22 protein-coding genes are annotated in these 25605 nt (G+C 73.5%); 13 read left to right on the forward strand and 9 right to left on the reverse strand.

Annotated features, from left to right (window positions below):
* Positions 1-329: 329 nt before the first annotated feature.
* Positions 330-752: a hypothetical protein gene (locus tag AC3EVP_RS30245; protein ID WP_435135413.1), complete on the reverse strand. Its 423-nt coding sequence runs from the start codon at positions 750-752 to the stop codon at positions 330-332.
* Positions 753-843: 91 nt separating this feature from the next.
* On the opposite strand from AC3EVP_RS30245, the gene AC3EVP_RS30250 reads away from it, so the two are divergent.
* The 3 genes from AC3EVP_RS30250 to AC3EVP_RS30260 all read left to right on the forward strand — a co-directional run bounded on the left by AC3EVP_RS30250 (position 844) and on the right by AC3EVP_RS30260 (position 5701).
* Positions 844-2214, forward strand: a complete 1371-nt coding sequence (locus AC3EVP_RS30250) for an AMP-binding protein (protein WP_435135415.1) — start codon at positions 844-846, stop codon at positions 2212-2214.
* Positions 2215-2433: 219 nt separating this feature from the next.
* The gene (locus AC3EVP_RS30255; RefSeq protein ID WP_335971108.1) at positions 2434-4623 is read left to right on the forward strand and encodes an MMPL family transporter; all 2190 of its coding nucleotides are present in this window, start codon (positions 2434-2436) and stop codon (positions 4621-4623) included.
* Between the two features lie 211 nt (positions 4624-4834).
* Positions 4835-5701: a MurR/RpiR family transcriptional regulator gene (locus AC3EVP_RS30260; RefSeq protein WP_435135419.1), complete on the forward strand. Its 867-nt coding sequence runs from the start codon at positions 4835-4837 to the stop codon at positions 5699-5701.
* 61 nt (positions 5702-5762) lie between these two features.
* Here the strand turns inward: AC3EVP_RS30260 and AC3EVP_RS30265 are convergent, their stop codons facing one another.
* Entirely contained in the window at positions 5763-7379 is a 1617-nt protein-coding gene (locus AC3EVP_RS30265; RefSeq protein ID WP_435135422.1) for an LPXTG cell wall anchor domain-containing protein, read from the reverse strand.
* A gap of 217 nt (positions 7380-7596) precedes the next feature.
* Between AC3EVP_RS30265 and AC3EVP_RS30270 the strand changes: the two genes are divergently transcribed.
* Entirely contained in the window at positions 7597-8139 is a 543-nt protein-coding gene (locus AC3EVP_RS30270; protein ID WP_435135425.1) for a hypothetical protein, read from the forward strand.
* 54 nt (positions 8140-8193) lie between these two features.
* Here AC3EVP_RS30270 and AC3EVP_RS30275 read toward each other — a convergent pair whose 3' ends face one another.
* Complete coding sequence (locus tag AC3EVP_RS30275; RefSeq protein ID WP_435135489.1) at positions 8194-9528, reverse strand: type III PLP-dependent enzyme domain-containing protein; 1335 nt, start codon at positions 9526-9528, stop codon at positions 8194-8196.
* A 142-nt stretch (positions 9529-9670) separates the two neighbouring features.
* On the opposite strand from AC3EVP_RS30275, the gene hutU reads away from it, so the two are divergent.
* The 4 genes from hutU to hutI all read left to right on the forward strand — a co-directional run bounded on the left by hutU (position 9671) and on the right by hutI (position 15454).
* Positions 9671-11335: a urocanate hydratase gene (gene hutU / locus AC3EVP_RS30280; protein WP_435135428.1), complete on the forward strand. Its 1665-nt coding sequence runs from the start codon at positions 9671-9673 to the stop codon at positions 11333-11335.
* Between the two features lie 110 nt (positions 11336-11445).
* Positions 11446-12642, forward strand: a complete 1197-nt coding sequence (locus tag AC3EVP_RS30285) for an allantoate amidohydrolase (RefSeq protein ID WP_435135491.1) — start codon at positions 11446-11448, stop codon at positions 12640-12642.
* Positions 12633-14003, forward strand: a complete 1371-nt coding sequence (locus AC3EVP_RS30290; protein WP_435135430.1) for a formimidoylglutamate deiminase — start codon at positions 12633-12635, stop codon at positions 14001-14003. The genes AC3EVP_RS30285 and AC3EVP_RS30290 overlap by 10 nt, the downstream gene beginning before the upstream one ends.
* A 254-nt stretch (positions 14004-14257) precedes the next feature.
* The gene (gene hutI / locus AC3EVP_RS30295; RefSeq protein WP_435135433.1) at positions 14258-15454 is read left to right on the forward strand and encodes an imidazolonepropionase; all 1197 of its coding nucleotides are present in this window, start codon (positions 14258-14260) and stop codon (positions 15452-15454) included.
* Positions 15455-15490: 36 nt separating this feature from the next.
* Here hutI and AC3EVP_RS30300 read toward each other — a convergent pair whose 3' ends face one another.
* Complete coding sequence (locus AC3EVP_RS30300; RefSeq protein WP_335971122.1) at positions 15491-16072, reverse strand: TetR/AcrR family transcriptional regulator; 582 nt, start codon at positions 16070-16072, stop codon at positions 15491-15493.
* Between the two features lie 310 nt (positions 16073-16382).
* Between AC3EVP_RS30300 and AC3EVP_RS30305 the strand changes: the two genes are divergently transcribed.
* Positions 16383-18611: an MMPL family transporter gene (locus AC3EVP_RS30305; RefSeq protein ID WP_435135436.1), complete on the forward strand. Its 2229-nt coding sequence runs from the start codon at positions 16383-16385 to the stop codon at positions 18609-18611.
* A 123-nt stretch (positions 18612-18734) separates the two neighbouring features.
* Here the strand turns inward: AC3EVP_RS30305 and AC3EVP_RS30310 are convergent, their stop codons facing one another.
* A complete protein-coding gene (locus tag AC3EVP_RS30310; RefSeq protein WP_335971126.1) occupies positions 18735-19100 on the reverse strand; it encodes a DoxX family protein in 366 nt (121 codons plus the stop codon).
* 127 nt (positions 19101-19227) lie between these two features.
* Between AC3EVP_RS30310 and AC3EVP_RS30315 the strand changes: the two genes are divergently transcribed.
* Positions 19228-19605, forward strand: coding sequence for a winged helix-turn-helix transcriptional regulator (locus AC3EVP_RS30315; RefSeq protein WP_335971128.1), 378 nt, complete (start codon positions 19228-19230; stop codon positions 19603-19605).
* A gap of 47 nt (positions 19606-19652) precedes the next feature.
* On the opposite strand, the gene AC3EVP_RS30320 is transcribed toward AC3EVP_RS30315, so the two are convergent.
* A complete protein-coding gene (locus AC3EVP_RS30320) occupies positions 19653-20543 on the reverse strand; it encodes an RNA polymerase sigma factor SigF (RefSeq protein WP_335971130.1) in 891 nt (296 codons plus the stop codon).
* 192 nt (positions 20544-20735) lie between these two features.
* On the opposite strand from AC3EVP_RS30320, the gene AC3EVP_RS30325 reads away from it, so the two are divergent.
* Positions 20736-21107 carry an STAS domain-containing protein gene (locus tag AC3EVP_RS30325; RefSeq protein WP_335971132.1) on the forward strand — a complete coding sequence of 124 codons (372 nt, stop codon included), beginning with the start codon at positions 20736-20738 and terminating at the stop codon, positions 21105-21107.
* A 142-nt stretch (positions 21108-21249) separates the two neighbouring features.
* On the forward strand, positions 21250-21747 hold the full coding sequence (locus tag AC3EVP_RS30330) for an ATP-binding protein (protein WP_335971133.1): 498 nt from the start codon (positions 21250-21252) through the stop codon (positions 21745-21747).
* Positions 21748-21888: 141 nt separating this feature from the next.
* On the opposite strand, the gene AC3EVP_RS30335 is transcribed toward AC3EVP_RS30330, so the two are convergent.
* The 3 genes from AC3EVP_RS30335 to AC3EVP_RS30345 all read right to left on the reverse strand — a co-directional run bounded on the left by AC3EVP_RS30335 (position 21889) and on the right by AC3EVP_RS30345 (position 24807).
* Positions 21889-23076, reverse strand: coding sequence for a dipeptidase (locus AC3EVP_RS30335; protein ID WP_335971135.1), 1188 nt, complete (start codon positions 23074-23076; stop codon positions 21889-21891).
* 74 nt (positions 23077-23150) lie between these two features.
* Complete coding sequence (gene purE, locus AC3EVP_RS30340) at positions 23151-23684, reverse strand: 5-(carboxyamino)imidazole ribonucleotide mutase (RefSeq protein WP_435135443.1); 534 nt, start codon at positions 23682-23684, stop codon at positions 23151-23153.
* On the reverse strand, positions 23677-24807 hold the full coding sequence (locus AC3EVP_RS30345) for a 5-(carboxyamino)imidazole ribonucleotide synthase (RefSeq protein ID WP_435135493.1): 1131 nt from the start codon (positions 24805-24807) through the stop codon (positions 23677-23679). Before AC3EVP_RS30345 ends, purE begins: the two co-directional genes overlap by 8 nt.
* A 219-nt stretch (positions 24808-25026) precedes the next feature.
* On the opposite strand from AC3EVP_RS30345, the gene AC3EVP_RS30350 reads away from it, so the two are divergent.
* Positions 25027-25566, forward strand: a complete 540-nt coding sequence (locus AC3EVP_RS30350) for a GtrA family protein (RefSeq protein ID WP_335971139.1) — start codon at positions 25027-25029, stop codon at positions 25564-25566.
* The last annotated feature ends 39 nt before the right edge of the window (positions 25567-25605 follow it).

Raw genomic sequence — 25605 nt, forward strand, 5'->3', positions numbered from 1 at the left:
AGCGGAAAAGGCGAGGACCGCCGCACCCCCGGGGCATCGCAGCCCGGGGGGCGGGACGACGGCGGTCCTCGCCTGCGGACGCGGGCCGGGTCAGGGCCGGGCCTGCGCGTCCAGGGTCACCATGGAGTCCGGGAGCCGCTCCGGAAGCCTTGGCGCCACTTGGGTGCCGGCGCGGCCGGCGGAACCGCCCGCGCTTTCGACACCACCCAATGTGCCGGACGCGTGTTAAGCACGTGCTGCGTGGACGTGACGTGGACGTACCAGCTCGCGGAATCCGGCGCGGCGCACCCGCCGTCCGGTTCCGCCGCCCCCGGCGGCCCCCGCAACCGCTACTTCCACTCGTCCTCGTCGTGCGTGCGGCGGTCCCTGGTGAAGAGGCTGCCCATGCCCTGGGCGACGTTGACCGCCACGATGCCGGCCCAGGTGATCAGCAGCCCGGTGGTGCCCGCGTTGACCGCCCCGATCGCGGAGAGCGGGATCGCCGCGATCATCGTGAAGCCGGCGAAGCCGTAGCGCGCGAAGCGGGGGCTGCCCTGCGGCGGCCCGATCGGGCGGCGGTCGGCGCGCGCCGACGAGGTCTGCTGCTGGGCCAGTTCACGGCGCACCCGCTGCTCGACGTGGCTGTCCACGCGGGTGGCCACCTTCTCCATGAACGAGTCGACGAGAGCCGGCTCGTACTCGTCGCCGAGTGTCCTGCGCGCCTCCAGGGTGGCGGCGAGTTCCTTCTTGAGTTCCGGGTCGCGGGCGTCCATGAAGGCCACCGTAGAGGCGGGGCGGGTGGGCGACACTGGGGCTAACCCCCCGGTTCTCCCGGGGGTTGGACCGTCCAGTAGGAGGATTCCCATGGCATCGGTGCCGCTGCTCACCGCGTTGCAGGAGGGGCCTGACCGCCCCGACGCGCTGCGGGTCGACGGCAGGGCGTGCAGCTACGAGGAACTGCTCGGAGCCGCGGGGGCGGTCGCACGGCGGGTGGCTGGGCGGGAGGCGTTCGCGGTGGAGGCGGGCGCGTCGCTGGAGACGGTCGCGGCCGTGGTGGGCGGGCTGCTGGCCGGGGTGCCGGTGGTGCCGCTGGCCCCGGACGCCGGGCCGGACGAGCGGGCGCACGTCCTGCGGGACTCCGGCGCCGACGTGGTCGCGGTGGACTTCGCCGAGCGCGCGGACTTCACCGAGCGGCCCGACGGCGGGGCGGGTGCCGGGGCGGGGGCGGACGACGAGGCCGGCAGGCCCGCGCTGGTGCTCTACACGTCGGGGACGACCGGCCCGCCCAAGGGCGTGATGATCTCCCGGGCGGCGATCGCCGCGGACCTCGACGCGCTGGCGCAGGCGTGGCAGTGGACGGCGGACGACACCCTGGTGCACGGGCTGCCGCTGTTCCATGTGCACGGCCTGGTGCTGGGCGTGCTCGGCGCGCTGCGGGTGGGCAGCCGCCTGGTGCACACCGGCCGGCCGACCCCGGCGGCGTACGCGGCGGCCGGAGGCACCCTCTACTTCGGGGTGCCCACCGTCTGGCACCGGGTGGTGCGCGACGAGGCGGCGGCGCGGGCGCTGTCGGGGGCGCGGCTGCTGGTGTCGGGCAGCGCGCCGCTGCCGGTGCCGGTCTTCGAGTCGCTGGCCCGGCTGACCGGCCGTGCACCGGTGGAGCGCTACGGCATGACGGAGTCGCTGATCACCGTCTCGGCCCGGGCGGACGGCCCGCGGCACCCGGGTGCGGTCGGCACCCCGCTGCCGGGGATCAGCACGAGGATCGCCGAGTCCGCCGACGGCATCGGCGAACTCCAGCTCACCGGCCCGACCCTCTTCGACGGCTACCTCGGCCGCCCGGAGGCGACCGCGGCGTCGTACACCGACGACGGCTGGTTCCGTACCGGCGACATCGCGGCGGTCGACGCGGACGGCACGCACCGGATCGTCGGGCGGGCCTCCACCGACCTGATCAAGTCCGGCGGCTACCGGATCGGCGCGGGCGAGGTGGAGAACGCGCTGCTCGCCCATCCGGCGGTACGCGAGGCGGCGGTGGTCGGCGCGCCGCACACCGACCTCGGGCAGGAGATCGTCGCGTACGTGGTCGCCGACGGGGTGAGCGCCACCGAGCTCACCGACTTCGTCGCCAGCCGGCTGTCCGTGCACAAGCGGCCCCGCCGGGTGCGCTTTCTCGGTGAACTCCCGCGCAACGCCATGGGCAAGCCGCAAAAGCGGTTGCTCCCGCCGATGTGACCGGGGTACTCATACCGGGGTCCCGTTCGCCGCGGCCCGGTGCGGACGGCGGTCGCCCCGGGGTGGCGGTTTGCCCCTAGCCGGGCGGCAAGTAGGATCTGGCTCACAACCCGCCCATATGACAATCTCCGGTCGGCGTGCGCGCCGTCCGGGTCGCCGATACCCGGGTACCGCTCCAAAGGGTGGCGGTGATATGTCCTGCCATGGAGGCAGCACCGCATGTTCCACCGCATCGGACGCGCCGTCGTCCGCCATCCCGTATGGACGATCGTGGCGTGGCTCGTCGCAGCCGTCGCGATCGTCGCCACCGCACCGAGCCTGCCGTCCAACAGTGACGAAAGCAGCTTCCTGCCCAGCAGCTATCAGTCGATCAAGGCGATGGACCTCCAGGAGAAGGCGTTCCCCTCGGCGTTCACGCCGTCGGCGATCGTCCTCTACCAGCGGAACGACAACGGCCCGCTGACCGCTGCCGACAAGGCCGACATCGACACGATCACCAAGGGCCTCGGCGGCAAGCACATCGACCAGGTCCAGAAGGTCGTCGCGGGCAGCGAGTCCAAGGACCACAAGTTCTCCACCGCCTACGTCCAGATGGACAAGAAGTCCGACGGGCAGCCCAAGCAGGCCGACGCGGCCAAGGCGCTGCGCACCGACTCCAAGGACCTCGCCAAGGGCACCGACCTGAAAGTCCAGGTGGGTGGCTCGGCCGCGCAGAACCTCGACCAGTCCGAGGCGGGCAACACCTCGGACGCCGTCGCACTGGTCGGCTCGCTGCTGATCATCATCATCACGCTGCTGATCATCTTCCGGTCCCCGCTGGTCGCGATCATGCCGCTGGTGATCCTGATGGGCCTGGTCTTCACCACGTCCAACGGCCTGATCTCCTACGCCACCAAGCTCTTCGGCCTCCAGGCCAACAGCTCGATCTCCGCGCTGCTGATCGTGGTGGTGCTCGGCGTCGGCACGGACTACTTCCTGTTCCTGATGTTCCGCTACCGAGAACGGCTGCGGCTGGGCGACGAGCCCAAGGAAGCGATGATCAACAGCGTCACCAGGGTCGGTGAGGCGATCGCCTCGGCGGCCGGCGCGGTGATCATCTCCTTCCTGGCGCTGGCCCTGTCCACCCTGGGCTTCCTCACCCAGCTGGGCCCGGCGCTGGCCATCCTCGTGGCGGTCACGCTGATCGCGGGGCTCACGCTCTTCCCGGCGATCTGCTCGCTGATCCCGCCGCGGGCGCTGTTCTGGCCGGGCAAGAAGTGGAACCAGGAGCCGTCCGGCACCCGCTTCACCTCGATCGGCCGGATGCTGGGCAGCCGGGCGGGGCTGGTGGCGATCGTCTCCGGCCTGGTGATGGTGCTGCTCGCGCTGGGCACCCTCGGCTACAAGGCCGACTACGACCTCGCCTCCGGGTCCATCCCCAAGACCAAGGAGTCGATGGTCGTCCAGGACAGCATGCAGAAGGCGTACTCCGCCGGTGCTGCCGACCCGACCTCGGTCTTCCTCACCAGCACCGACGGCAAGTCGCTGTCCGGTGTGGACTTCACCGCGTACAAGGACAAGCTGGCCAAGGTCGACGGTGTCGCCACGGCGAGCTTCGACCGGAGCACCGGGCTGAACAAGGACGGCACCACGGCCCTGTTCAACCTGACGCTGAAGTACTCCGGCGCCAGTGACAAGGCGATCGCGGCGGTCGGCGACGTCCGCACGGCCGCCAAGGACAACGCCCCGCCGGGAACCGAGGCGGTGGTCGGCGGCACCTCGTCGATCTACCGGGACATCAACGCGGCGGTCAACCACGACTACCGCACGGTCTTCCCGGTGGCCGCGATCCTCATCATGGTGATCCTGGGGCTGCTGCTGCGCAGCGTGGTGGCCCCCTGGTACCTGATCGCCTCGGTGGCCCTCGGCTTCGGCGCGACGCTCGGTGCCACGGTGCTGATCTTCGGCCGCGGCAGCGGGCTGATCTTCATGCTGCCGATCATCATGTACCTGTTCGTGGTGGCGATCGGCACGGACTACAACATCCTGATGATCGCGCGATTGCGGGAGGAGGCCCGCGAGGGCCGCGCCCCGCGGGAGGCCGCCGCCGAGGCGCTGCGGCACGCCGGCCCGACGATCGCCTCCGCCGGGTTCATCCTGGCGGCGACCTTCGCCACGCTGATGCTCTCCGGCAACTCCTTCCTCACCGAGATGGGCTTCGCGATCGCCTTCGGCATCGTGGTGGCGGCGTTCGTGATGGCGCTGTTCTTCACGCCGAGCCTCACCGCGCTGATCGGGCACGCCGCTTGGTGGCCGGGCCACGCGGACCGCGCCACCGGCCCGCGGGGCGGCAGCCCCGCGGTCGCCGCGGGCGGCGGTCAGGACGGCACGCACGGCGCTCCGGAACTGGACGGGACCGGCCGCCGCTAGCCTGCGCACACATCGTCCCCCGGGAGGGCCGGACGGGCCGCAAGGCCCGTCCGGCCCTTTCCGTTTCCGTTCCCCGCCGGGAGAAGCGCGCCGCCCGAAGGGGCGCGTCTTGCTCGGCTGCATATGGTCATGCAGAGTCTTGTTCTGATGAATACCGGTCGCCCGGGGTGGCCGGTGGCGCGGCTGCGGACAGGACGGGGACGGGACGGCGATGAACGGCGGTACGGGCCACCCAGGGGCCGGCGCGGGGAACTCCTCCGCGCGGCTGCTGAAGCTCTTCGAGGCGCACCGGCTGACGCCGACCCAGCGGCGGATCGCGCACTGCCTGGTGCGCAGGGCCGACGAGGCGGCGTTCCTGTCCAGTGTGGAGGTGGCCGAGCTCGCCGGGGTGAGCCAGCCCTCGGTGACGCGGTTCGCGGTCGCCCTGGGCTTCGACGGCTACCCGGCGCTGCGCAGGCACCTGCGCGAGGTGGCGCCGGCGGCCGAACCGGCGGGCGCGAGCACGTACAACGAGTACCAGCAGGCGGTGCACGCGGAGATCGAGAACCTGCGGCACCTGGCCGACCTGCTCGCCGACCCCGGGCCGGTGGCCCGGGCCGGGGCGGTGCTGGCCGCCTCCCGGCCGCTGCCGGTGCTCGGGCTGCGCGCGGCGGGCGCCCAGGCGCGCGGCTTCGCGTACTTCGCGGCGAAGGTGCACCCGGACGTGCGGCTGCTGGACGAGGGCGGCACCATGCTCGCGGACCGGATCGACGCGGCCGTCCGGGCGGGGGCGAGCGCGCTGCTGTGCTTCGCGCTGCCCCGGCACCCGCGGGAGGTGGCCGACGCGCTGCGCCACGCGCGGCAGGCCGGGCTGACCGTGGTCACCGTGGCCGACAGCGCGTTCGCGCCGGTGGCCGCGCACAGCGACCTGCTGCTGCCCGCGGCCGTGGGCACCGGGCTGGCCTTCGACACGGCCTGCGCGCCGATGCTGCTGGGCCGGGTGCTGCTGGAGTCGATGTGCGACGACCTGCCGGACGCGCAGGCGCGGCTGGAGGAGTTCGACGCGCAGGCCGCGGCCCGCGGGCTGTTCATGGAGTGAACGTCCCCGCGGGCCGCGGACAGTGGTGACCGGGTGCCTGGCTCCCTAGCTCCCTGGGTGCTCAGGCGCCGGTGCCCGCGCGGCGGACCCTGCGGCTGCGGGCGAGGGCGAGCGCCGCCCCGCCCAGGACCAGGGCCGCGGCACCGACGAGCGTGAGGGTGCGGGTGCCGCTGCTGCCGGTCGAGGCGAGCGAGCCGGTGCCGCCGGTGGTGCTGCTGCTGCCCGGGGCGCTGCCGGCGCTGGTCGCGGTGGTCAGCTGCGTGCTCGCGTCGCCGCCCGTCGAGCTGCCGCCGGAGGAGGCGGTCGGGGTGGCGGTCGCGCCGCCCTCGACGTGCACGGTCAGCGCGGCGGTGTTGTCGGTCGGGTCGGTGTCGAAGGGCAGCGGCGAGTCGTAGACGGTGGTGGCCCGCACCGTGCCGCTCGCCAGCGCCGGGGCGTCGGCGTCGATCCGCAGCGTGAACGGCATCTTCACGCTCGCGCCCGGCCGCAGCGGCGGCTTCGTCCAGCAGATGTACTTCGGCGCTCCGGTCTTCTGCGTGCCCGGGCCGGCCTCCGACCAGGTGTAGCAGGCGTCCGGCACCTTCACCGCGGTGGTGCCCTCGGGCACGTCGACCTCGACGCCGAGCTGGTCGTCGCTGGTCTCGTTGTCCACACTGGCCGGGCCGTTGTTCCGGATCGCGGCGACGACCTGCACGGTGTCGCCCGGCTTGCCGCTCGCGGTGTCGCCGACCGCCGCGAGGTCCGCGGTGTTGTCGGTGTCGACGGTCCAGTCCGCGGTCTTCTGCTCGCCGCTGGGCGCGTCGCCGTCCGCGACGAGCGTGAGCACCGGGCCGTCGCTCCGGTCGGAGGGGCCGATCACCGGGGTGCCGGGCTCGGGAGCGGCCTTGTAGCGGACGAGGTCCCACATCGCGCTGCTGGTGACGTCGATCCCGATCGGGGCGGACAGCCGGTACTTCGCGCCGGGCTGGAGCGTCGTGTCGAAGTGGCAGACCATGTTGTTGTCGAGCGTGGCGATGACGTCGTCGTTCGACTTCTTGCTGTACGCGCAGTTGGAGAAGTGCTGCGTGTACGCCAGGCCCTCGGTGGTGGCCATCGTCAGGTAGGCGCCGTCGGCGGCCAGTTGGCCGGTGTTGGCGATCGTGACGGGGGCGGTCAGGTGGTCGCCCGGCTTGGCGTGGCCGACCTTGGCGAGCTTGTTCACCACCAGCCCGACGGCGCCGACGGTGACGCGGACCGTGATCGGGGTGATCGTCGCGTTGTCCGCGGTGCCGGACAGCACCGCGGTGCCGGTGCTGCCCAGCGGCGCGTCCGGCTTCGCGTGGAGGTCGACCAGCCCGCCGGTGCCGCCGACGCCCAGATCGCCGCGCTCCCAGGTGACGGTGTCGTCCGGGTAGCCGCTGTCGGCGGTGGCGAAGGAGCTGATCCCGGACAGGTCCAGCGAGACGACCACGTCGGTGACGGTCGGGCCGCTGCTCGGCGGGGCGAGCGACCAGCTGATCTGGGGCGGGTCGCCCGCGTCCGGCTGCGGCAGCCCGACGCTGGTGCTCTGCACGACCAGCGGCAGTGTGGGCCCGTCGGCGGCCCGCGCGGGCGCCTGGGCCGCGACGGCGCCGAGCAGCGCGAGTGCCGCGGCGGTGAGCGCGGCGGCCGACCGCCGCCAGGTGAGATGCAAGGTCACCAGTTCTTCCCCCAAGTTCCTTGGCGCACGCGCTGGCGCACCGGTGTGACGAACACCCCATCTGACTGCCGGTCCTGGTGAAAGGTTGTGCGGGAGTGGATGACATCCGGTTTAACGAAAATCTGAGATTGGCGAAGTAGTGTCCGTGCCCAGCACTTGGCCGGTGCCGCCGTACTGAAGGGACGGCGGGCCGGCGCGACGGCGGAGGGAGCGCGACGTGGTGCGCGGGGCCTACACATTGGCGCGGGTGGCGGTGACGGTGCGCGTGGCGGCGGGCTGGCTGTGGTGGCTGGGCGTGGTCGCCGCGGTGCCCGGCACGGCCGTGACGTTCAGCCCGACCGGCCGACGGATCGGTGTGACGGCCGGCGCGGCCCTGTTCGTCGTCGCGGCGGCGGTGTCCTTCCTCGTCCGCCGCGGCCGGCACGCCGAACGCGCCAAGGGCGCCTCGCGCGCGGCGAAGTCCGTCTTCCTCCAGGACCGCAAGGTCACCGCGCGGGCGTGGGTGCGGCGGCGCCGCTGGTGGCTGCTGGTCGTGTTCGTGCTCGCCGTCGCCTCGAACGCCGTCCTGCCGTGCGCGGCGGGCATGCTGCTCGGCGGGGTCGGCGCCGGGCTGTGGCTGCGCTCGCGCGGGGTGGCCCGGATCGAGCGCTCCCGGGACGCGCTGCTGTGGGTCCGGCCCGACGGCAACCCCGCGCTCTACCAGCTCACCGGTATCGCCGCGGGCGACGCCGCCCCCGGGGGAGGCCGGCGCCGCCGCTGAGCGGCCCGCCCGGCCGGAGGCCCCGCCGGCCGGTCGGGACGGGGCCGACACGGCCTACGGCTCGAGCCGCAGCGCCGGGAACCCGGCGCCGCTCTCCGCGAGCAGTTCCTCCTCCGACTGGGCCGCCCGCACCTGCGAGAACGCCACGGTGCCGCCCTCCCGTACGCGGTAGCCGTACACCGCCGGGCGCGGCAGCGAGTTGTAGGCGAAGTGGTTGGAGAAGTAGTAGGCGCCGGTGTCGAGCAGCGCCACATGGTCGCCGGACGCCAGCAGCGGCAGCGCGCGGCCCTTGGCGACGAGGTCCCCGGCGAAGCAGCACGGCCCCGCCACGTCCTGCACCACCGGTTCGCCGCGCTTCTCCGCGCCCTCGGCGTCGAGCGCCAGCACCCGGATCGGCCAGGAGTCGGGCACGAACACCGTACGGGTGGCGACCTGCGCGCCGGCGTGCGTGACGGCGATCGGCCGGCCGCCGGCGGACTTGGCGTACTCCACCCGCGCCAGCACGGTGCCGTTCTTGGCGAGCAGGGACCGGCCGAACTCCGTGACGATGCCGTAGCGGCCGTCGAAGAGCCCGGGGATCTGCGCGCGCAGCAGGTCGGCGTAGTCGGCGAAGGACGGCGCCGTCTCGTCGGAGCCGAAGTTGACCGGCAGGCCGCCGCCGATGTCGAGCGCGTCGACCTGCTGCCGTCCGGCGGCCGCGTTGATCCGCTCGGCCAGCTCGTAGGCGGCCCGGACGCCCGCGGCCATGAGTTCCAGCGGCACGCCCTGCGAACCGGTGTGCGTGTGCAGCCGGTTGAGCCACGGGCGGCGCGCGTAGGCGTCGAGCACCCACTCCAGCGCGCCCGGGTCGCGCAGCGCCACCCCGAACTTGGAGCTGGCGGTGGCGGTGCTCATCGCGCCGATGCTGCCGCCGCCGACCTGCGGGTTGACCCGCAGGCCGACAGGGCCGGCCGGGGAGCCGGCGGGCGCGGCCGCCCGCAGGCGGTCGATCCGCGCCAGTTCCTCGGGGTTGTCGGCGTTGACGGCGATGCCCAGGGCGAGCGCCTCGCGCAGTTCGGCGACGGTCTTGGCGGGGGAGTCGAGCACGGTGCGCTCCGCCGGGACACCGGCCGCGCGGGCGAGCGCCAGCTCGCCGGGGCTCGCCACCTCCGCGCCGAGCCCGCACTCGGCGAGCAGGCCGAGCACCGGCACCAGCGAGGCGGCCTTCACCGCGAAGGTGTGCGTCACCGCCACCCCGGGTGTGGCGAACGCGGCGTGCAGGGCGCGCGCCGACTCGGCGATACCCGCGACGTCCAGCAGCCCGACCACCGGTTCGGCCTCGCCGGCCAGCCCCTGCTCCACCGCGGCCCGCAGCGCGAGCGCCCGCCGTATCCCCAGCTCATCCGTCATGTCCGCCATGACACCACCTCCACCCGCGGGACTTCCACCCGGGGCCTGTTGACTAGGGGTATTCAGCAGACGAGGATGTGAATATCCAGCTGCGCCACGTGTACGACCCCCATTTGACGCCGCCACCAAGGAGGCTTGCCCGATGACCGGACCGAGGCCGGTGCGCGCACCGCGCGGCACCCAACTGAGCGCCCAGGGCTGGCAGCAGGAGGCCGCGCTGCGGATGCTCCAGAACAACCTGGACCCCGAGGTCGCCGAGCATCCCGACAAGCTCGTCGTCTACGGCGGCACCGGCAAGGCGGCCCGCGACTGGGACTCCTTCGACGCCATGGTGCGCACCCTGCGGGGCCTGAAGCAGGACGAGACGATGCTCGTCCAGTCCGGCCGCCCGGTCGGCGTGATGCAGACCCACGAATGGGCACCCAGGGTGCTGATCGCCAACTCCAACCTGGTCGGCGACTGGGCCACCTGGGAGGAGTTCCGCCGCCTCGAAGCACTCGGCCTGACGATGTACGGGCAGATGACCGCCGGCTCCTGGATCTACATCGGCACCCAGGGCATCCTCCAGGGCACCTACGAGACCTTCGCCGCCGTGGCCGCCAAGCGCTTCGGCGGCAGCCTGGCCGGCACCATCACGCTGACCGCCGGGCTCGGCGGCATGGGCGGCGCCCAGCCGCTCGCCGTGACGATGAACGGCGGCGTGGTCATCTGCGTCGACTGCGACCCGCGCGCCATCGACCGCCGCATCGAGCACCGCTACCTCGACGTGCGCGCCGACTCCCTCGACGAGGCGCTGCACCTGGCCACCGAGGCCCGCGACGCCCGCCGCCCGCTGTCCGTCGGGGTGCTGGGCAACGCCGCCGAGGTGCTGCCGCGGCTGCTCGCCATGGGCGCGCCGATCGACGTCGTCACCGACCAGACCTCCGCGCACGACCCGCTCGCCTACCTCCCCCTCGGCATGGACTTCGCCGACATGGCCGCCTACGCGGCCGACAAGCCCGCCGACTTCACCCAGCGGGCCCGGGAGTCCATGGCCCGGCACGTCGAGGCGATGGTCGGCTTCCAGGACGCCGGCGCCGAGGTCTTCGACTACGGCAACTCCATCCGCGGCGAGGCCCAGCTCGCCGGGTACGAGCGGGCGTTCGCCTTCCCCGGCTTCGTGCCCGCCTACATCAGGCCGCTGTTCTGCGAGGGCAAGGGCCCCTTCCGCTGGGCGGCGCTGTCCGGCGACCCCGCCGACATCCACCACACCGACAAGGCGATCCTCGACCTCTTCCCCGAGAACGAGTCGCTGGCCCGCTGGATCAAGCTCGCCGGCGAGCGCGTGCACTTCCAGGGCCTGCCCGCCCGCATCTGCTGGCTCGGCTATGGCGAACGGGACCGCGCCGGCGAGCGGTTCAACGAGATGGTCGCCGACGGCACCCTCAAGGCGCCGATCGTCATCGGCCGCGACCACCTGGACACCGGCTCCGTCGCCTCCCCCTACCGGGAGACCGAGGGCATGCTCGACGGCTCCGACGCCATCGCCGACTGGCCGCTGCTCAACGCGATGGTCAACGTCGCCTCGGGCGCCTCCTGGGTCTCCATCCACCACGGCGGCGGCGTCGGCATCGGCCGCAGCATCCACGCCGGCCAGGTCACCGTCGCCGACGGCACCCCGCTCGCCGCGGAGAAGATCCGCCGCGTGCTCACCAACGACCCCGGCATGGGCGTCATCCGGCACGTGGACGCCGGGTACGACCGCGCCGAGGAGATCGCCGGGCAGCGGGGCGTGCGGGTGCCGATGCGGGAGGGCGACGGAGCGTGAGCGACGCCGCGAGGAAGCAGGGCGGCGGCGCGGACGGACCGGGCGGCGCGGACCGGCCGGCGGCCGGTGCCCGGGCCGGCCGGGCCCCTTCGGTGCCCGGCTTCCAGACGATGTGGCGCGAGCTGGCCGCCGTCGGCCGCCACGCCGCCAGCGGCGGCTACCGCCGCTACGCCTGGACGCCCGCCGACACCGACTGCCGCGCCTGGTTCCGCGAGCAGGCCGCCGCCCGCGGCCTGGCGTACGAGACCGACCGCAACGGCAACCAGTGGGCCTGGCTCGGCGACCCTTCGGCCGGCGACGCGGTGGTCACCGGCTCGCACCTGGACTCCGTGCCCGACGGCGGCGCCTTCGACGGGCCGCTGGGCGTCGTCTCCGCGTTCGCCGCGGTGGACGAGCTGCGCGCCCGGGGCGCGCAGCCGCGCCGCCCGCTCGCCGTGGTGAACTTCGGCGACGAGGAAGGCGCCCGCTTCGGCCTGGCCTGCGTCGGCTCCCGGCTGACCGCGGGCCGCCTGACGGCCGAGGACGCCCGGCAGCTGTGCGACGCCGACGGGGTGACGCTCGCCCGCGCCATGGAGCACGCCGGGTACGACCCCGACGCGATCGGCGCCGACCCCGAACGGCTGGCGCGCGTCGGCGCGTTCGTCGAACTGCACGTCGAGCAGGGCCGGGCGCTGGACCTGACCGGCCACCCGGTCGGCGTTGCCTCCGCGATCTGGCCGCACGGCCGCTGGCGCTTCGACTTCCACGGCGAGGCCAACCACGCCGGCACCACCCGCCTCGCGGACCGGCACGACCCGATGCTGACCTACGCCGGCACGGTGCTCGCCGCCCGCGAACAGGCCCGGCTGGCCGGCGCGCTGGCCACCTTCGGCAAGATCGCCGTCGAACCGGGCGGCGTCAACGCCATCGCCTCCCGCGTCCGCGGCTGGCTCGACTCCCGCGCCGCCGACGAGGAGACGCTCGCCGCCGTCGTGGCCGGGATCGAGCGCGCCGCACGCGAGGGCGGCCTCCGCGACGGAGTCGCCGTGGACGTGGTCCGCGAGTCCTTCACCCCGGAGGTCGAGTTCGCGCACGCCCTGCGCGACCGGCTCGCCGCCCTGCTCGGCACCGACGCGCCCGCCCCGGTGCTGCCGACCGGCGCGGGACACGACGCCGGCATCCTCGCCACGGCGGTGCCGACCGCCATGCTGTTCGTACGCAACCCCACCGGCGTCTCGCACGCGCCGGCGGAGTTCGCGGCCGAGGACGACTGCGCCGCGGGCGTCACCGCGCTCGCCGACGTACTGGAGGGGCTCGCGTGCCGGTGACGTACTGGCTGGAGCACGCCTGGCTGGACCCCGCGGTCGAGCCGGGCGTGCTGCTGACCGCGGACGGCGGCCGGATCACCGCGCTGCGCACCGGCACACCCGCCCCTCCGCCCGGCGCCGTCGCGCTGCGCGGCCTGACGCTGCCGGGCCTGGCCAACGCGCACAGCCACGCCTTCCACCGCGCCCTGCGCGGCACCGCCCAGCGGGGCGGCGGCACCTTCTGGACCTGGCGCGAGACCATGTACGCCACCGCCTCCCTCCTCACCCCCGACTCCTACTTCGACCTGGCCCGCGCGGTCTACGCCGAGATGGCGCTCGCGGGCATCACCTGCGTCGGCGAGTTCCACTACCTGCACCACCAGCCCGACGGCACGCCCTACGCCGACCCCAACGCGATGGGCCGGGCGCTGATCGCAGCGGCCGCCGAGGCGGGCATCCGGATCACCCTGCTCGACACCGCCTACCTGCGCGGCGGCCTCACCGAGCGCGGCCACCTGCCGCTGGACGGCGCGCAGCGGCGCTTCGGCGACGGCACCGCCGACCAGTGGTACGACCGCTGGTCACTGCTGGCGGACGCCGAGGACGCCGAGGACGCGAACGGCGCCGGGCACGCCCGGATCGGCGCGGCCCTGCACTCGGTACGGGCCTTCGCGGACAGCGACGGCTACACCGCCTTCGCGGAGCGCACCCGGCACGTGCCGGTCCACATCCACCTGTCCGAGCAGCCCGCCGAGAACGACGCGTGCCTGGCCGTGCACGGCCGCACCCCGGCCCGGCTGCTCGCCGACGCGGACTTCTGGGGCCCGAACACCACCGCGGTGCACGCCACCCACCTCACCGGCGAGGACATCGCGCTGCTGGGCGGCGCGCGGTCCGCGGTGTGCATGTGCCCCACCACCGAACGCGACCTCGCCGACGGGATCGGCCCCGCGCCCGCGCTTCAGCGGGCCGGCAGCCCGCTCGCCCTGGGCAGCGACAGCCACGCCGTGGTGGACCTGCTGGAGGAGGCCCGCGCGATGGAGCTGAACGAGCGGCTGCGCACCCGCACCCGCGGCCACTGGACCGCCGCGGAGCTGCTGCGCGCGGCCACCGCCGACGGGCACGCCAGTCTCGGCCGGCCCGACGCGGGCCGGCTGGCGCCGGGCGCGCTCGCCGACTTCACCACGATCGCGCTGGACTCGGTCCGCACCGCGGGGCCGCCGCCCCGGCTCGGCGCCGAGACCGCGGTATTCGCGGCGACCGCGGCGGACGTGCGGCACACCGTGGTGGCGGGGCGGCAGATCGTCGCGGACGGGCGGCACCTGCGGGTGCCGGACGTGGCGGGCGCGCTGGCCGCGGCGATCGCCGCCGTGCGCGGCTGAGGGCGGCCGGCACCCGTGCGCGGCGCGGCAGGCGTACGAGCAGGCGTACGAGCAAGCCTACGAGCAGAGGGACGAGTGGGGCGGGCCATGCCGCGGGCGCACGGCGCGCCGCCGAACCGGCGCGCAGCCGGCCCCCGGGACGGGAGCGTTTCGCGGAGGACCCCCGTACTCCCGCGAAACGGTCCCGAACCCCGGCGGGCAGCCGCGCCGCCGCGGGCCCCCGTGTCCACGCGAGCACCACGAAGGAGCAGGCCATGACCGTCAGTACGGCCATCACCGACATCGGCAGCCTGGTCACCAACGATCCCTCCCTCAGCAGCGCGGACAACCCTCTTGGCACGGTCCGCGACGCCGCCGTCGTCATCGAGGGCGACCGCGTCGTCTGGACCGGTGCCTCCAGCAAAGCACCCACCACTGACAACCGGGTCGACGCCGGCGGCCGCGCGCTCCTGCCCGGCTTCGTGGACTCCCACGCCCACCTCGTCTTCGCGGGCGACCGCGCCGCGGAGTTCGCCGCGCGGATGTCCGGGCAGCCGTACGCGGCCGGCGGCATCCGCACCACCGTCGCGGCCACGAGGGCCGCCTCCGACGCGGAACTGGCCGGCAACCTCGCCCGCCTGCTCGCCGAGGCCCGGCGGCAGGGCACCACCACGGTCGAGGTCAAGTCCGGCTACGGGCTGACCGTCCACGACGAGGCCCGCGCGCTGCGGATCGCGGCCGGGCAGACCCCGGAGACGACATATCTCGGCGCCCACGTGGTCGCCCCGGAGTTCGCCGACGACCCCGCCGGGTACGTCGCGCTCGTCACCGGCCCGATGCTCGACGCGTGCGCGCCGCACGCCCGCTGGGTGGACGTGTTCTGCGAGGAGGGCGCCTTCGACGGGGACCAGGCACGGGCGGTCCTCGAGGCGGGCGCCGCCCGCGGGCTGACCCCGCGGGTGCACGCCAACCAACTCGGCCACGGCCCGGGCGTGCGGCTCGCGGTGGAGCTCGGCGCCGCCTCGGCCGACCACTGCACCCACCTTACCGACGCCGACGTGGACGCCCTGGCGAGCGGCCAGACCGTGGCCACCCTGCTGCCGGGCGCCGAGTTCTCCACGCGCGCCGCCTACCCCGACGCGCGGCGCCTGCTCGACGCCGGGGCGACCGTGGCACTGTCCACCGACTGCAACCCCGGGTCGTCGTACACGTCGTCGATGGCCTTCTGCGTCGCCGTCGCCGTCCGCGACATGGGCATGACCCCGGACGAGGCGGTCCGCGCCGCCACCCTCGGCGGCGCGCGGGCCCTGCGCCGTACCGACGTCGGGACGGTCGCCCCCGGCGCCAGGGCGGACCTGCACCTGCTGGACGCCCCCACGCATGTGCACCTCGCCTACCGCCCGGGTGTGCCGCTCACCGCGGCCGTGTGGCAGGCGGGCGAGCGGGTCCGCCCGCAGTACCCGGCCGGGTGAGCGCGCGGCCCTGCCGCGCCCCCGACCGGCGGCCGGTCAGGTCCGGGCGGGCGGCACCCGCAGGATGCGCAGCAGGGTCGAGGCCAGCACCTCGTACAGTTCGCCGTCGGGGAGGTCGGTCAGTTCGGCCAGGCGGTCCGGCACGGTGAAGACCACGCCGTACGCGAGCCGTTCGGCACCGGTGGGCCGCTCGCCGAAGATCAGCCGCAGCCCGCGCTCGTGCAGGGCGGTCACATGGGACTTGTCCGGGTGCTCGTGCCATTCGGGGTCGGTCGCGGCCATCACCATGTTCTGCCGGTTGGCGACGAGGAAGGCCACGAAGCCGTGCACGAGGTGCTCGGTCCTGGCCCGCCGGCCCCTGAGGGCCGCCGCCTCGTCCAGCAGCGCCTTCAGCCGCTCCATCCCGGGTTGCATCGCCGCGTGCAGGATGTCGTGCTTCGCCCGGAAGTGGTAGTAGACCGCCGCCTTTGTCAGTCCCAGCTCGTCCGCGATCATCTGGAGCGAGGTCGCGCTGTAGCCGAGTTCCGAGAAGAGCCGCTGGGCGGTGTCGAGGATCTGCTGCCGGGTCTGCTCGGCCTGCGCCGCGCGGCTGGTCAGGCCCCTGGCCGACGTCGCCATGGCTGCTTTCCTCCTTCGTCCCCCGTGATTTGCGCAGCATACAAGCCACCGGACACAGCGTCACCAGCTCGCGCACCGGGCCCGTGCGCGTTCGGTCCGACCCGCGGTCCGACCTGGTGTTCGGCCGGGCCCATCGCGCCGCGAGTGCCTTCCGGCATGGCGGTTTCACTGGCCTGCGGCCGGTGAATCACCTGCCGATCGGCCAGTGGTTCGCTTGACGAGCGGCTAGTGAAAGCCTAGCGTCGTCGAGCGGGACGGCAACCGCGCCGACCCGACGCCGGATGCACGGGAGACGTGGGGAAAGACACTTATGTCCAGTTATCTGTACCGCCTGGCCCGCTTTTCCTATCGGCGACGCGTCCTCGTTCTCGTGCTGTGGCTGGTGGCCGCGATCGCCGCCGTCACGATCGCCCAGCTCAGCGGCGGCAAGACGAACGACGACTTCACGATCCCGGGCACCGAGGCGCAGAAGGCGTCCGACGTGCTCAGCGCCAAGCTCCCCGCGTTCAGCGGCGGGCAGAGCACCATCGTCTTCGCGGTGAAGAGCGGCACCACGGTGACCTCGCCCGCCACGCAGAAGCAGATCCGCACGGCGATGGCCAAGGTGTCGTCCGTGCCCCAGGTGTCGAAGTCGGTGGACCCGTTCACCAGCCGCCTGGTCTCCAAGGACGGCCGGATCGCGCTCGGCCAGGTCCAGTGGACCGCCAAGCCGCCGGACGTCAAGGACGCCAACCTCGACGCCGTGCAGGACGCGATGAAACCGGTGCGCGCCGCCGGCGTGCAGGTCGAGTACAACGGCAGCGTCTACCCGGGCTGGCGCTTCGAGATCTCCGAGACGCCCGAACTGGTCGGCCTGGTGATCGCCTTCGCGATCCTGATGATCACCTTCGGCACGTTCGCCGCCGCCGGCATGCCGATCATCAGCGCGATCATCGGGGTGATCACCACCTTGATGGGGGTGACGGCGGTCGCCTCCGTCATCACCATCGCCTCCGCCTCCACCACCGTCGCCCTGATGCTGGGGCTGTCCTGCGGCATCGACTACGGCCTGTTCATCCTGTCCCGGCACCGCGCCAACCTGCTGCGCGGCGTCTCACCGGAGGAGTCGGTGCCGCTGGCGATGGGCACCGCGGGCAGCTCGGTGGTCTTCGCCGCGCTCACGGTGATCATCGCCCTGTGCGGCCTGACCGTGGTCGGCATCCCGTTCCTGACGATCATGGGCCTGTCCGCGGCCGCCTCGGTCGCGGTGGCACTGCTCATCGCGCTGACCCTGCTGCCCGCGCTCCTCGGCTTCGCCGGCCCCCGGATCGCCCGCTTCAGCCGGCTGCCGAAGTTCGGCGCGCACGCCGAGCGGGTGGCGCGCCGTACCGCCGCCGACCCGTACAGCACCGCGGGCGCCCGCTGGGCGCGGTTCGTCGTACGGCACCGCGTGGTGGTCGCCGTGATCGGCGTGGTGCTGCTGGGCGTGCTGGCGATCCCCGCCGCCAGCATCCGGCTCGGCCTGCCCTCGGGCGCCTCCCAGCCGACCGACAACACCCAGCGCAAGGCGTACGACCTGACCACCGAGGGCTTCGGCGCCGGCTTCAACGGCGCGCTGCTGGTCGTCGTCGAGGACGTCTCCGCGCCGGCGGACACCGCGAAGATCGCCGCCTCGCTCGGCCGGCAGGCGGACGTCGCCCAGGTCACCCCGCTCGCCGGGCAGCACAGCACCTCGCTGATCCGGGTGGTCCCGAAGTCCGGACCGAACGACGCCGCCACCCAGGACCTGGTGCACCACCTGCGCGACAACCGGACCGCGATCGAGTCCGGCACCGGCGCGCACATCCTCGTCGGCGGCACCACCGCCTCCAACATCGACGTGTCCGCCAAGCTCTCCAGCGCGCTGCCGGTCTTCCTGATCGCGGTCGTCGGCCTGGCGTTCGTGCTGCTGACCTTCGCCTTCCGCACGATCCTGGTGCCGCTGAAGTCCATCGTCGGCTTCCTGCTGTCGATGGCCGCGGCCCTGGGCGCCCAGGTCGCCGTCTTCCAGTGGGGCTGGGGCAAGCACCTGTTCGGCATCACCCCGAGCGAGACGATCAGCTTCCTGCCGATCATCATGCTCGCGATCATCTTCGGCCTGTCCAGCGACTACGAGGTGTTCGTCGTCTCCCGCATCAAGGAGGAGTACACCCGGCACGGCGACGCCCGCGCCGCGGTGCAGCGCGGCACCTCACTGTCGGCCCGGGTGGTCACCGCGGCCGCGCTGATCATGTTCTCGATCTTCGTGGCCTTCACCTTCACCTCCAACCCGACCATCAAGGCGATCGGCTTCAGCTTCGCCGTCGGCGTCTTCCTCGACGCCTTCGTGGTGCGGCTGACCCTGGTCCCGGCGGTGATGGCCATCGTCGGCGGCCGGATCTGGTACCACCCGAAGTGGTTCGGGCGCTTCGTGCCCGACCCGGACATCGAGGGGCAGCGGCTGGAGGAGCGGCTGGCCGAGGGCGCCTTCGGCGCCGAGGCGGCGAAGGCGGCGTCGGCCGCGAACACCTCCGTCGGCTAGCGCGGGCGGCCGGCAGGCCGGGGACACCTCCGGGCCGGGTACGGGCAGGGCCGGTACGCCGGTACGCAGAGGGCCGGTGGGGGCGCGCGGGCGCCACCACCGGCCCTCTGCCGCGGCCCCGGGTCACACCAGGGACGCGGCCGCCCACGCGGCCACCGCGGCCACCACCAGCAGGGCGACGTTGAGTCCGATCTCCCGCACCTCCCCGCGCGACAGGTGCAGCGCGCCGGCCCCGACCTGCACCAGGGCCAGGCCGATCGCGGCCGCGACCGCGAGCCCGACCGCCACACCGGTCAGCGGCGGCAGCAGCAGCCCGAGCGCCCCGAGCAGCTCCACCGCCCCGATCGCCCTGACCCGCGCCATGGGCACCTGGTCGACCCACCCCATCATCGGCCGCAGCCGATCCCGGTCCTGCACGAGCTTCTTGCCGCCCGAGTAGGCGTAGAACACCGCGAGCAGCACCGCCAGCACCCAGTACGCGACATGCACGGCAACCCCCAATGGTTACGAACCGTAAGTTGCCCCATCATGGGTGACCGTCGGAAGCCTTACAAAAGGCACACGCGTGTGCTCAACGCACACCGGACGTGCCCCGCACGACACCTGGAGGAGCGCCTTGGCGCGCTACGAGCACACCTGCATGATCCGCGGCGACGGCGGCCGGGCGATCCGCGCGATCCTGGACCGGATCTGCGACAAGTGGACGATGCTGGTCGTGGCCACGCTCGACGGCAACCGGATGCGCTTCACAGAGCTGCACCAGCACATCCCCGGCATCTCCCAGCGGATGCTGACCCTGACGCTGCGCAACCTGGAGCGCGACGGCCTGGTCTCCCGCACCGCCTACGCCGAGGTCCCGCCGCGCGTGGAGTACGCCCTCACCGACATGGGCAAGAGCCTGATCCCGCCCGCCCTGACCCTCGCGAGCTGGGCGATCGAGCACAACGCCGCCATCGAGGAGAGCAGGACCCAGTACGGCGACCGGCCCCGCTGAGCACCTCGACGGCGGCGTGCGGGCTGCTTCCTGCCGGGGACCTCGCGCTACTCCTCCACCATCAGGCCGCGGCGCAGCCTGGCGAGGGTGCGGCTGAGCAGCCGGGAGACGTGCATCTGCGAGATGCCCAGCTCCTCGCCGATCTCCGACTGGGTGAGGTTGCCGACGAAGCGCAGCGACAGGATGGTCCGGTCCCGGGCCGGCAGCTTGGCGATCAGCGGCCTGAGCGACTCGACGTACTCCACGCCCTCCAGGTCGTGGTCGTCGTACCCGATCCGGTCCGCGAGCGCGCCCTCCGGGTCGTCCTCGGCGGGCTGGGCGTCCAGGGAGCTGGCGGTGTAGGCGTTGCTCGCCGCCATGCCCTCGATCACCTCGTGCTCGGGCAGGTCCAGCCGGTCGGCCAGCTCCCGCACGGTCGGGGTGCGGTCGAGCTGCTGGGCGAGCTCGTCACCGGCCTTGGCCAGGTCGAGCCGCAGCTCCTGAAGCCGCCGCGGCACCCGGACCGACCAGGAGGTGTCCCGGAAGAACCGCTTGATCTCGCCGACGATCGTCGGCATCGCGAAGGTCGGGAACTCCACCCCGCGGGCCAGCTCGAACCGGTCGATCGCCTTGATCAGGCCGATCGTGCCGACCTGGACGATGTCCTCCATCGGCTCGCTGCGGCTGCGGAAGCGGGAGGCGGCGAACTTCACCAGCGCGAGGTTCAGCTCCACGAGCGTGTTGCGGACGTAGCTGTACTCGCCGGTGCCCTCCTCGAGGGCCTGCAACCGGCCGAAGAGCGTCTTGGACAGCGCCCGGGCGTCGACCGGGCCGATCTCCTCGTAGGGCGGGATCTCGGGCAGCCCGTCGAGCTCGAGGTCGAAGTGACCGGGGTCGAGATGGCCTGGGCCGCCCCCCTGCTGCTCCTGGTCCTGGTCCGGGCCGAGCCGGGGTGTCATGCGCTCATCCCTCTCTTGCGGCGCGGGTGGTCTTTCCTCTGCCGTACTCCAGCCCTACCGCCATTCGGCGGTATGCCGCAAGTCCGGGGCCTGCACGGCCGACTACCGCGCGCAACCCGGAACGGTTATGGTCAGGCTCGCGTCACCCCAGGGACGCAGGGTGTGTGACCAGGGACGCGGCGAGGAGAACAGATGGACCACGAGGCGGTGGGCACCGCCGATCTCGGCCGAAGGCTGCGCGTCGACGTACGGCAGCACGGCAGCAGTACGGTCTTCACCCCGTCGGGAGAGCTCGACCACTACACCGCCGACCTGCTCGCCGGGCCGATCACCACGGCCGTCGAGCAGGGCGCGACCCGGCTGGTGGTGGACTGCTCGGGCCTGGAGTTCTGCGACTCCACCGGGCTCAACGTGCTGCTCGGGGCACGGCTCCAGGCCGAGGCGGGCGGGGGTTCGGTGCACCTCGCGGCCATGCGGCCGACGGTCGCGCGGGTATTCGAGATCACCGGCGCAGACGCGGTGTTCAGCGTGCACGAGACACTCGACGAGGCACTCCAGGAGTAGCCGGGCGGGGGAGGGGGGCAAGCTGCATGAGAGGGATCAGCCGGTTCGCAGACGCATTGGTCACGCGGGAGGCGTGTTCCCGGAGATCGACCGGGCAGAAGAACGTTCGGACCCAGCCGGACATCCGTGAGGTGAGGCCAAGATGAGCACCACCCGGCCGTACGCCGCGGGTGACCGCGCTCCCGACGCGGGCGACGGCGAGAGCGGCGCCGAAGCGCGGTCGACCGCACCCGAGCCGGTGCGGCGGCTGGCGCTCTCCGGGGAGAGCGGCATCGTGCCGCGCGCCCGGGACTTCACCCGCCAGGCGCTGCGCGAGTGGGGCTGGCTGCCCGGCTCCACCGCGGACCGCCGGGCCGCCGCCGAGGACGTGCTGCTCGTGGTCTCGGAGCTGGTCACCAACGCGTGCCTGCACGCCGGCGGCCCCGACGAGCTGCGGCTGCTGCGCAGCGGCAAGGCGCTGCGGCTGGAGGTCACCGACGGCGGCCGCGGCGAACCCGCGCCGCGCTCCCCGCACCGCGCGGGGCGCCCCGGCGGCCACGGCATGTTCATCGTGCAGCGGCTCTGCCTGGACTGGGGCGTGGTCCGCGACGGCGACCGCCCGGGCAAGACCGTGTGGGCGGAGCTGGCGGCCCCGCAGTAGCCCCTCCGGCGCGCTGTCGGGCGGTCGGCGGTATCTGTGCCCACTGCGGGGCCGCCGGGCCGTCAGAAGGGCGGCCAGGCCCCTTCCTGCGGCCGGTCGGGCCGCCGGGCGCGGGTGTGCCCGACGGCCTGACCGGCGGGCTCACCCGTCGAGCTGCCCGATCGTGGCCACCGACGGGCCCCGCTGCGTGCGCAGGGCGGCGGCCGCAGACTCCGCGTCGCGCAGCACCCGTACCGCGTTGTGCCAGGTGAGCTTCGCGATGTCGGTGTCGGACCAGTTGCGGCCGAGCAGTTCGGCGACGAGGTGGGGGTAGCCGGCCACGTCGGCGAGGTCGGTGGGGGTGAACGCGGTGCCGTCGAAGTCGCCGCCGATGCCCAGGTGGTCGATGCCCGCGACCTCGCGCATGTGGTCGAGGTGGTCGGCGACGGTGGCCGAGGTGGCGGCCGGCCGCGGGTGCACCGCTTCGAAGGCGTGCTGCACCGCCATGCCCGCCGGGGTGGTGTCCAGGGGGTGCAGGCCGTGGGCGCGCATGTTCGCGTCCGCTTCCTGGGTCCACTCGATCGCGGCGGGCAGGATGAACTTCGGCACGAAGGTGGCCATCGCCACACCGCCGTTGCCGGGCAGCAGGGCGAGCACGTCGTCGGGGATGTTCCGCGGGTGGTCGCAGACCGCGCGCGAGGAGGAGTGCGAGAACAGCACCGGCGCCTGCGCCACCCGCAGCGCGTCGCGCATCGTGTCGGGGGAGACATGCGAGAGGTCCACCAGCATGCCCAGCCGGTTCATCTCGCGCACCACCTCCTCGCCGAAGGCGGTCAGGCCGTGCGCGGCGGGCTCGTCGGTCGCCGAGTCCGCCCAGGGGGTGTTGTCGTTGTGGGTGAGCGTCATGTAGCGCACCCCCAGCGCGTACAGGGCGCGCAGCGCGGCCAGCGAGCAGTCGATGGAGTGCCCGCCCTCGGCACCCATCAGGGACGCGATCCGGCCCGAGGCGCGTGCCGCCTCCATGTCGTCGGCGGTGGTCGCCAGCAGCAGGTCGTCGGGGTGGCGCTCGGCCAGCCGGCGCACCACGTCGACCTGTTCGAGGGTCGCGGTCAGCGCGGCACCGCCCTTGAGCGACACCGACACGTAGACCGACCAGAACTGCGCGCCCACCCCGCCGGCCCGCAGCCGCGGCAGGTCGGTGTGGGTGCGGGCGCTCTGGTCGGCGGTGAGGTCGAACCGGTCCAGGTCGTACGCGACCTGCTCGCGCAGCGCCCACGGCAGGTCGTTGTGGCCGTCCACCACGGGGTGGGCGGCCAGCAGGTCACGGGCGCGGTCGAGGCGGCGGTCCACAGGGGCTCCAAGTGCGTTGCGGGGGTGCGCGCCCACCGGGCACGCACCCCTCGACGGGCGGCGGTCCGCGGCGGCTACCGGGCGAAGCCGAAGCCCGCGGTCCCCTTCACCTTCGCACGCAGCCGGTCGCCCTTCTCCGTGGCCTGCTCGGTCAGCGACGTCTGGAACTCGCTCATCCGCGCGCGCAGCTCCGCGTCATGGGCGGCCAGGATGCGTACGGCCAGCAGCCCGGCGTTGCGCGCACCGGCCACCGACACCGTGGCGACGGGCACGCCCGCGGGCATCTGCACGATCGACAGCAGGGAGTCCATGCCGTCCAGGTACTTCAGCGGCACCGGCACCCCGATCACCGGCAGCGGGGTGACCGCGGCCAGCATCCCCGGCAGGTGGGCGGCGCCGCCCGCGCCCGCGATCAGCGCCTTCAGGCCGCGGTCGGCGGCCTGCTCACCGTAGGCGACCATCTGGTGCACCATCCGGTGCGCGGAGACCACGTCGACCTCGTAGGGCACCGAGAACTCGTCCAGGGCCTCGGCCGCGGCCTCCATCACCGGCCAGTCGGAGTCGGAGCCCATCACGATGCCGACGGCGGGGGACGGCGCTTCACTCATCGATGGTTCCTCGCAGGTAGCCGGCCGCGTGGTCGGCGCGCTCGCGCACGTCGGCCAGGTCGTCGCCGTAGGTGTTCACGTGGCCGACCTTGCGGCCGGGCTTCACGTCCTTGCCGTACATGTGGATCTTCAGGCCCGGGTCGCGCGCCATGCAGTGCAGGTACGCCGGGTACATGTCGGGGTAGTCGCCGCCCAGGACGTTGGCCATCACCGTCCAGGGCGCGCGGGGGCGCGGGTCGCCGAGCGGCAGGTCGAGCACGGCGCGCAGGTGGTTGGCGAACTGCGAGGTGACCGCGCCGTCCATGGTCCAGTGGCCGCTGTTGTGCGGGCGCATGGCGAGTTCGTTGACGAGCACCTCGGAGCTGCCGTCCGGGCGGCGCACCTCGAACAGCTCGACCGCCAGGTGCCCGACCACACCCAGTTCGGCGGCGACGGTCAGCGCCAGCTGCTGCGCGGCGGCGGACAGCACGTCCGGCAGCCCGGGCGCCGGCGCGATCACGGTGTCGCACACGCCGTTCACCTGGATCGACTCGACCACCGGGTAGGCGACCGCCTGGCCGTGCGGCGAGCGCACCACGTTGGCGGCCAGCTCGCGGACGAAGTCCACCTTCTCCTCGGCGAGCACCGGCACCCCGGCCTTGAACGGCTCGGCGGCCTCCGCCTCGGAGCGGACGACCCACACGCCCTTGCCGTCGTATCCGCCGCGGGCGGTCTTCAACACCACGGGGAAGCCGTCGCCCTCGGCGGCGAAGCGCACCACGTCGGCGGGGTCGGCCACGACCCTGTTGCGCGGGCAGGGCACGCCGATCTCGGCGAGGCGGCGGCGCATGACCGCCTTGTCCTGGGCGTGCACCAGGGCGTCGGGCCCGGGCCGCACCGCGATGCCGTCCGACTCCAGGGCGCGCAGGTGCTCGGTGGGCACGTGCTCGTGGTCGAAGGTGATCACGTCGCAGCCCGCGGCGAAGGCACGCAGAGTGTCCAGATCCCGGTAGTCGCCGACGGTCACGTCGGACACGACCTGGGCGGCGGAGTCCTGCGGGGTGTCGCTGAGCAGGCGGAAGCGGATGCCGAGGGGGATGCCGGCTTCGTGGGTCATACGGGCGAGCTGGCCGCCGCCGACCATGCCGACTACGGGAAATGTCACGGTGAGGGTCCTGCCGGTGGTACGGGGGCTGGGTGCTGTCCAGGATATCCGCCGGCCGCCGGACGGAACTCACGGCCTTCGCAGGCCGTCTTCCTCCCCGAGGCAGCTAGGCTGTGGTCGAACCGTCGCCATCCGGCGCCCCGATCCCACCAGGAAGCCGAGTCCCCAGACCCCGACAGAACCAGGCCCAGCGACATCATGAGCGGACTGCGCGCACTGCGATCGAAGCTTGCCCTGATCTACCGCGAGATCGCCAAGTTCGGCGCGGTCGGCGCGGCGGGTGTGCTCGTCAACATCGGCGTGTTCAACCTGGTCCGGCACAACACGGGGTTGCAGACGGTACGCGCCAGCATCGTGGCCACCATGGTGTCGATCGTCTTCAACTACGTCGGCTTCCGGTACTTCACCTACCGCGACCGGGACCGGGCGGGCCGCACCAAGGAGCTCAGCCTCTTCCTGTTCTTCAGCATCATCGGCCTGGTGATCGAGAACGGCGTGCTCTACGCGGCGACGTACGGCTTCGGCTGGGACACCCAGTTGCAGAGCAACGTGTTCAAGTTCGCCGGTATCGGGGTGGCCACCCTCTTCCGCTTCTGGTCCTACCGCACCTGGGTGTTCCGGCGGCTGCCGGCCCGCGAGGCGGTGGAGCAGGCGGAGTCGTTCCTCACCGCGGCCGGGCCCGCGAAGCGGGACAAGGTCGGCAAGCAGAAGCGGGCGGCCGCCGACCGGATCGGCTAGGGTCCCGCGATCGCCGCACCGAACCCCCCGGGCCGCCGC

The organism is Actinacidiphila sp. bgisy144 (assembly GCF_057708105.1).

What these genes read in the sequence shown, in the direction of transcription:
- AC3EVP_RS30245 (WP_435135413.1), bottom strand. Translation starts at nt 752, where the DNA reads ATGGACGCCCGCGACCCGGAACTCAAGAAGGAACTCGCCGCCACCCTG.
- AC3EVP_RS30250 (WP_435135415.1), top strand. Translation starts at nt 844, where the DNA reads ATGGCATCGGTGCCGCTGCTCACCGCGTTGCAGGAGGGGCCTGACCGC.
- AC3EVP_RS30255 (WP_335971108.1), top strand. Translation starts at nt 2,434, where the DNA reads ATGTTCCACCGCATCGGACGCGCCGTCGTCCGCCATCCCGTATGGACG.
- AC3EVP_RS30260 (WP_435135419.1), top strand. Translation starts at nt 4,835, where the DNA reads ATGAACGGCGGTACGGGCCACCCAGGGGCCGGCGCGGGGAACTCCTCC.
- AC3EVP_RS30275 (WP_435135489.1), bottom strand. Translation starts at nt 9,528, where the DNA reads ATGACGGATGAGCTGGGGATACGGCGGGCGCTCGCGCTGCGGGCCGCG.
- hutU (WP_435135428.1), top strand. Translation starts at nt 9,671, where the DNA reads ATGACCGGACCGAGGCCGGTGCGCGCACCGCGCGGCACCCAACTGAGC.
- AC3EVP_RS30285 (WP_435135491.1), top strand. Translation starts at nt 11,446, where the DNA reads ATGTGGCGCGAGCTGGCCGCCGTCGGCCGCCACGCCGCCAGCGGCGGC.
- hutI (WP_435135433.1), top strand. Translation starts at nt 14,258, where the DNA reads ATGACCGTCAGTACGGCCATCACCGACATCGGCAGCCTGGTCACCAAC.
- AC3EVP_RS30300 (WP_335971122.1), bottom strand. Translation starts at nt 16,072, where the DNA reads ATGGCGACGTCGGCCAGGGGCCTGACCAGCCGCGCGGCGCAGGCCGAG.
- AC3EVP_RS30305 (WP_435135436.1), top strand. Translation starts at nt 16,383, where the DNA reads ATGTCCAGTTATCTGTACCGCCTGGCCCGCTTTTCCTATCGGCGACGC.
- AC3EVP_RS30320 (WP_335971130.1), bottom strand. Translation starts at nt 20,543, where the DNA reads ATGACACCCCGGCTCGGCCCGGACCAGGACCAGGAGCAGCAGGGGGGC.
- AC3EVP_RS30325 (WP_335971132.1), top strand. Translation starts at nt 20,736, where the DNA reads ATGGACCACGAGGCGGTGGGCACCGCCGATCTCGGCCGAAGGCTGCGC.
- AC3EVP_RS30330 (WP_335971133.1), top strand. Translation starts at nt 21,250, where the DNA reads ATGAGCACCACCCGGCCGTACGCCGCGGGTGACCGCGCTCCCGACGCG.
- purE (WP_435135443.1), bottom strand. Translation starts at nt 23,684, where the DNA reads ATGAGTGAAGCGCCGTCCCCCGCCGTCGGCATCGTGATGGGCTCCGAC.
- AC3EVP_RS30345 (WP_435135493.1), bottom strand. Translation starts at nt 24,807, where the DNA reads ATGGTCGGCGGCGGCCAGCTCGCCCGTATGACCCACGAAGCCGGCATC.
- AC3EVP_RS30350 (WP_335971139.1), top strand. Translation starts at nt 25,027, where the DNA reads ATGAGCGGACTGCGCGCACTGCGATCGAAGCTTGCCCTGATCTACCGC.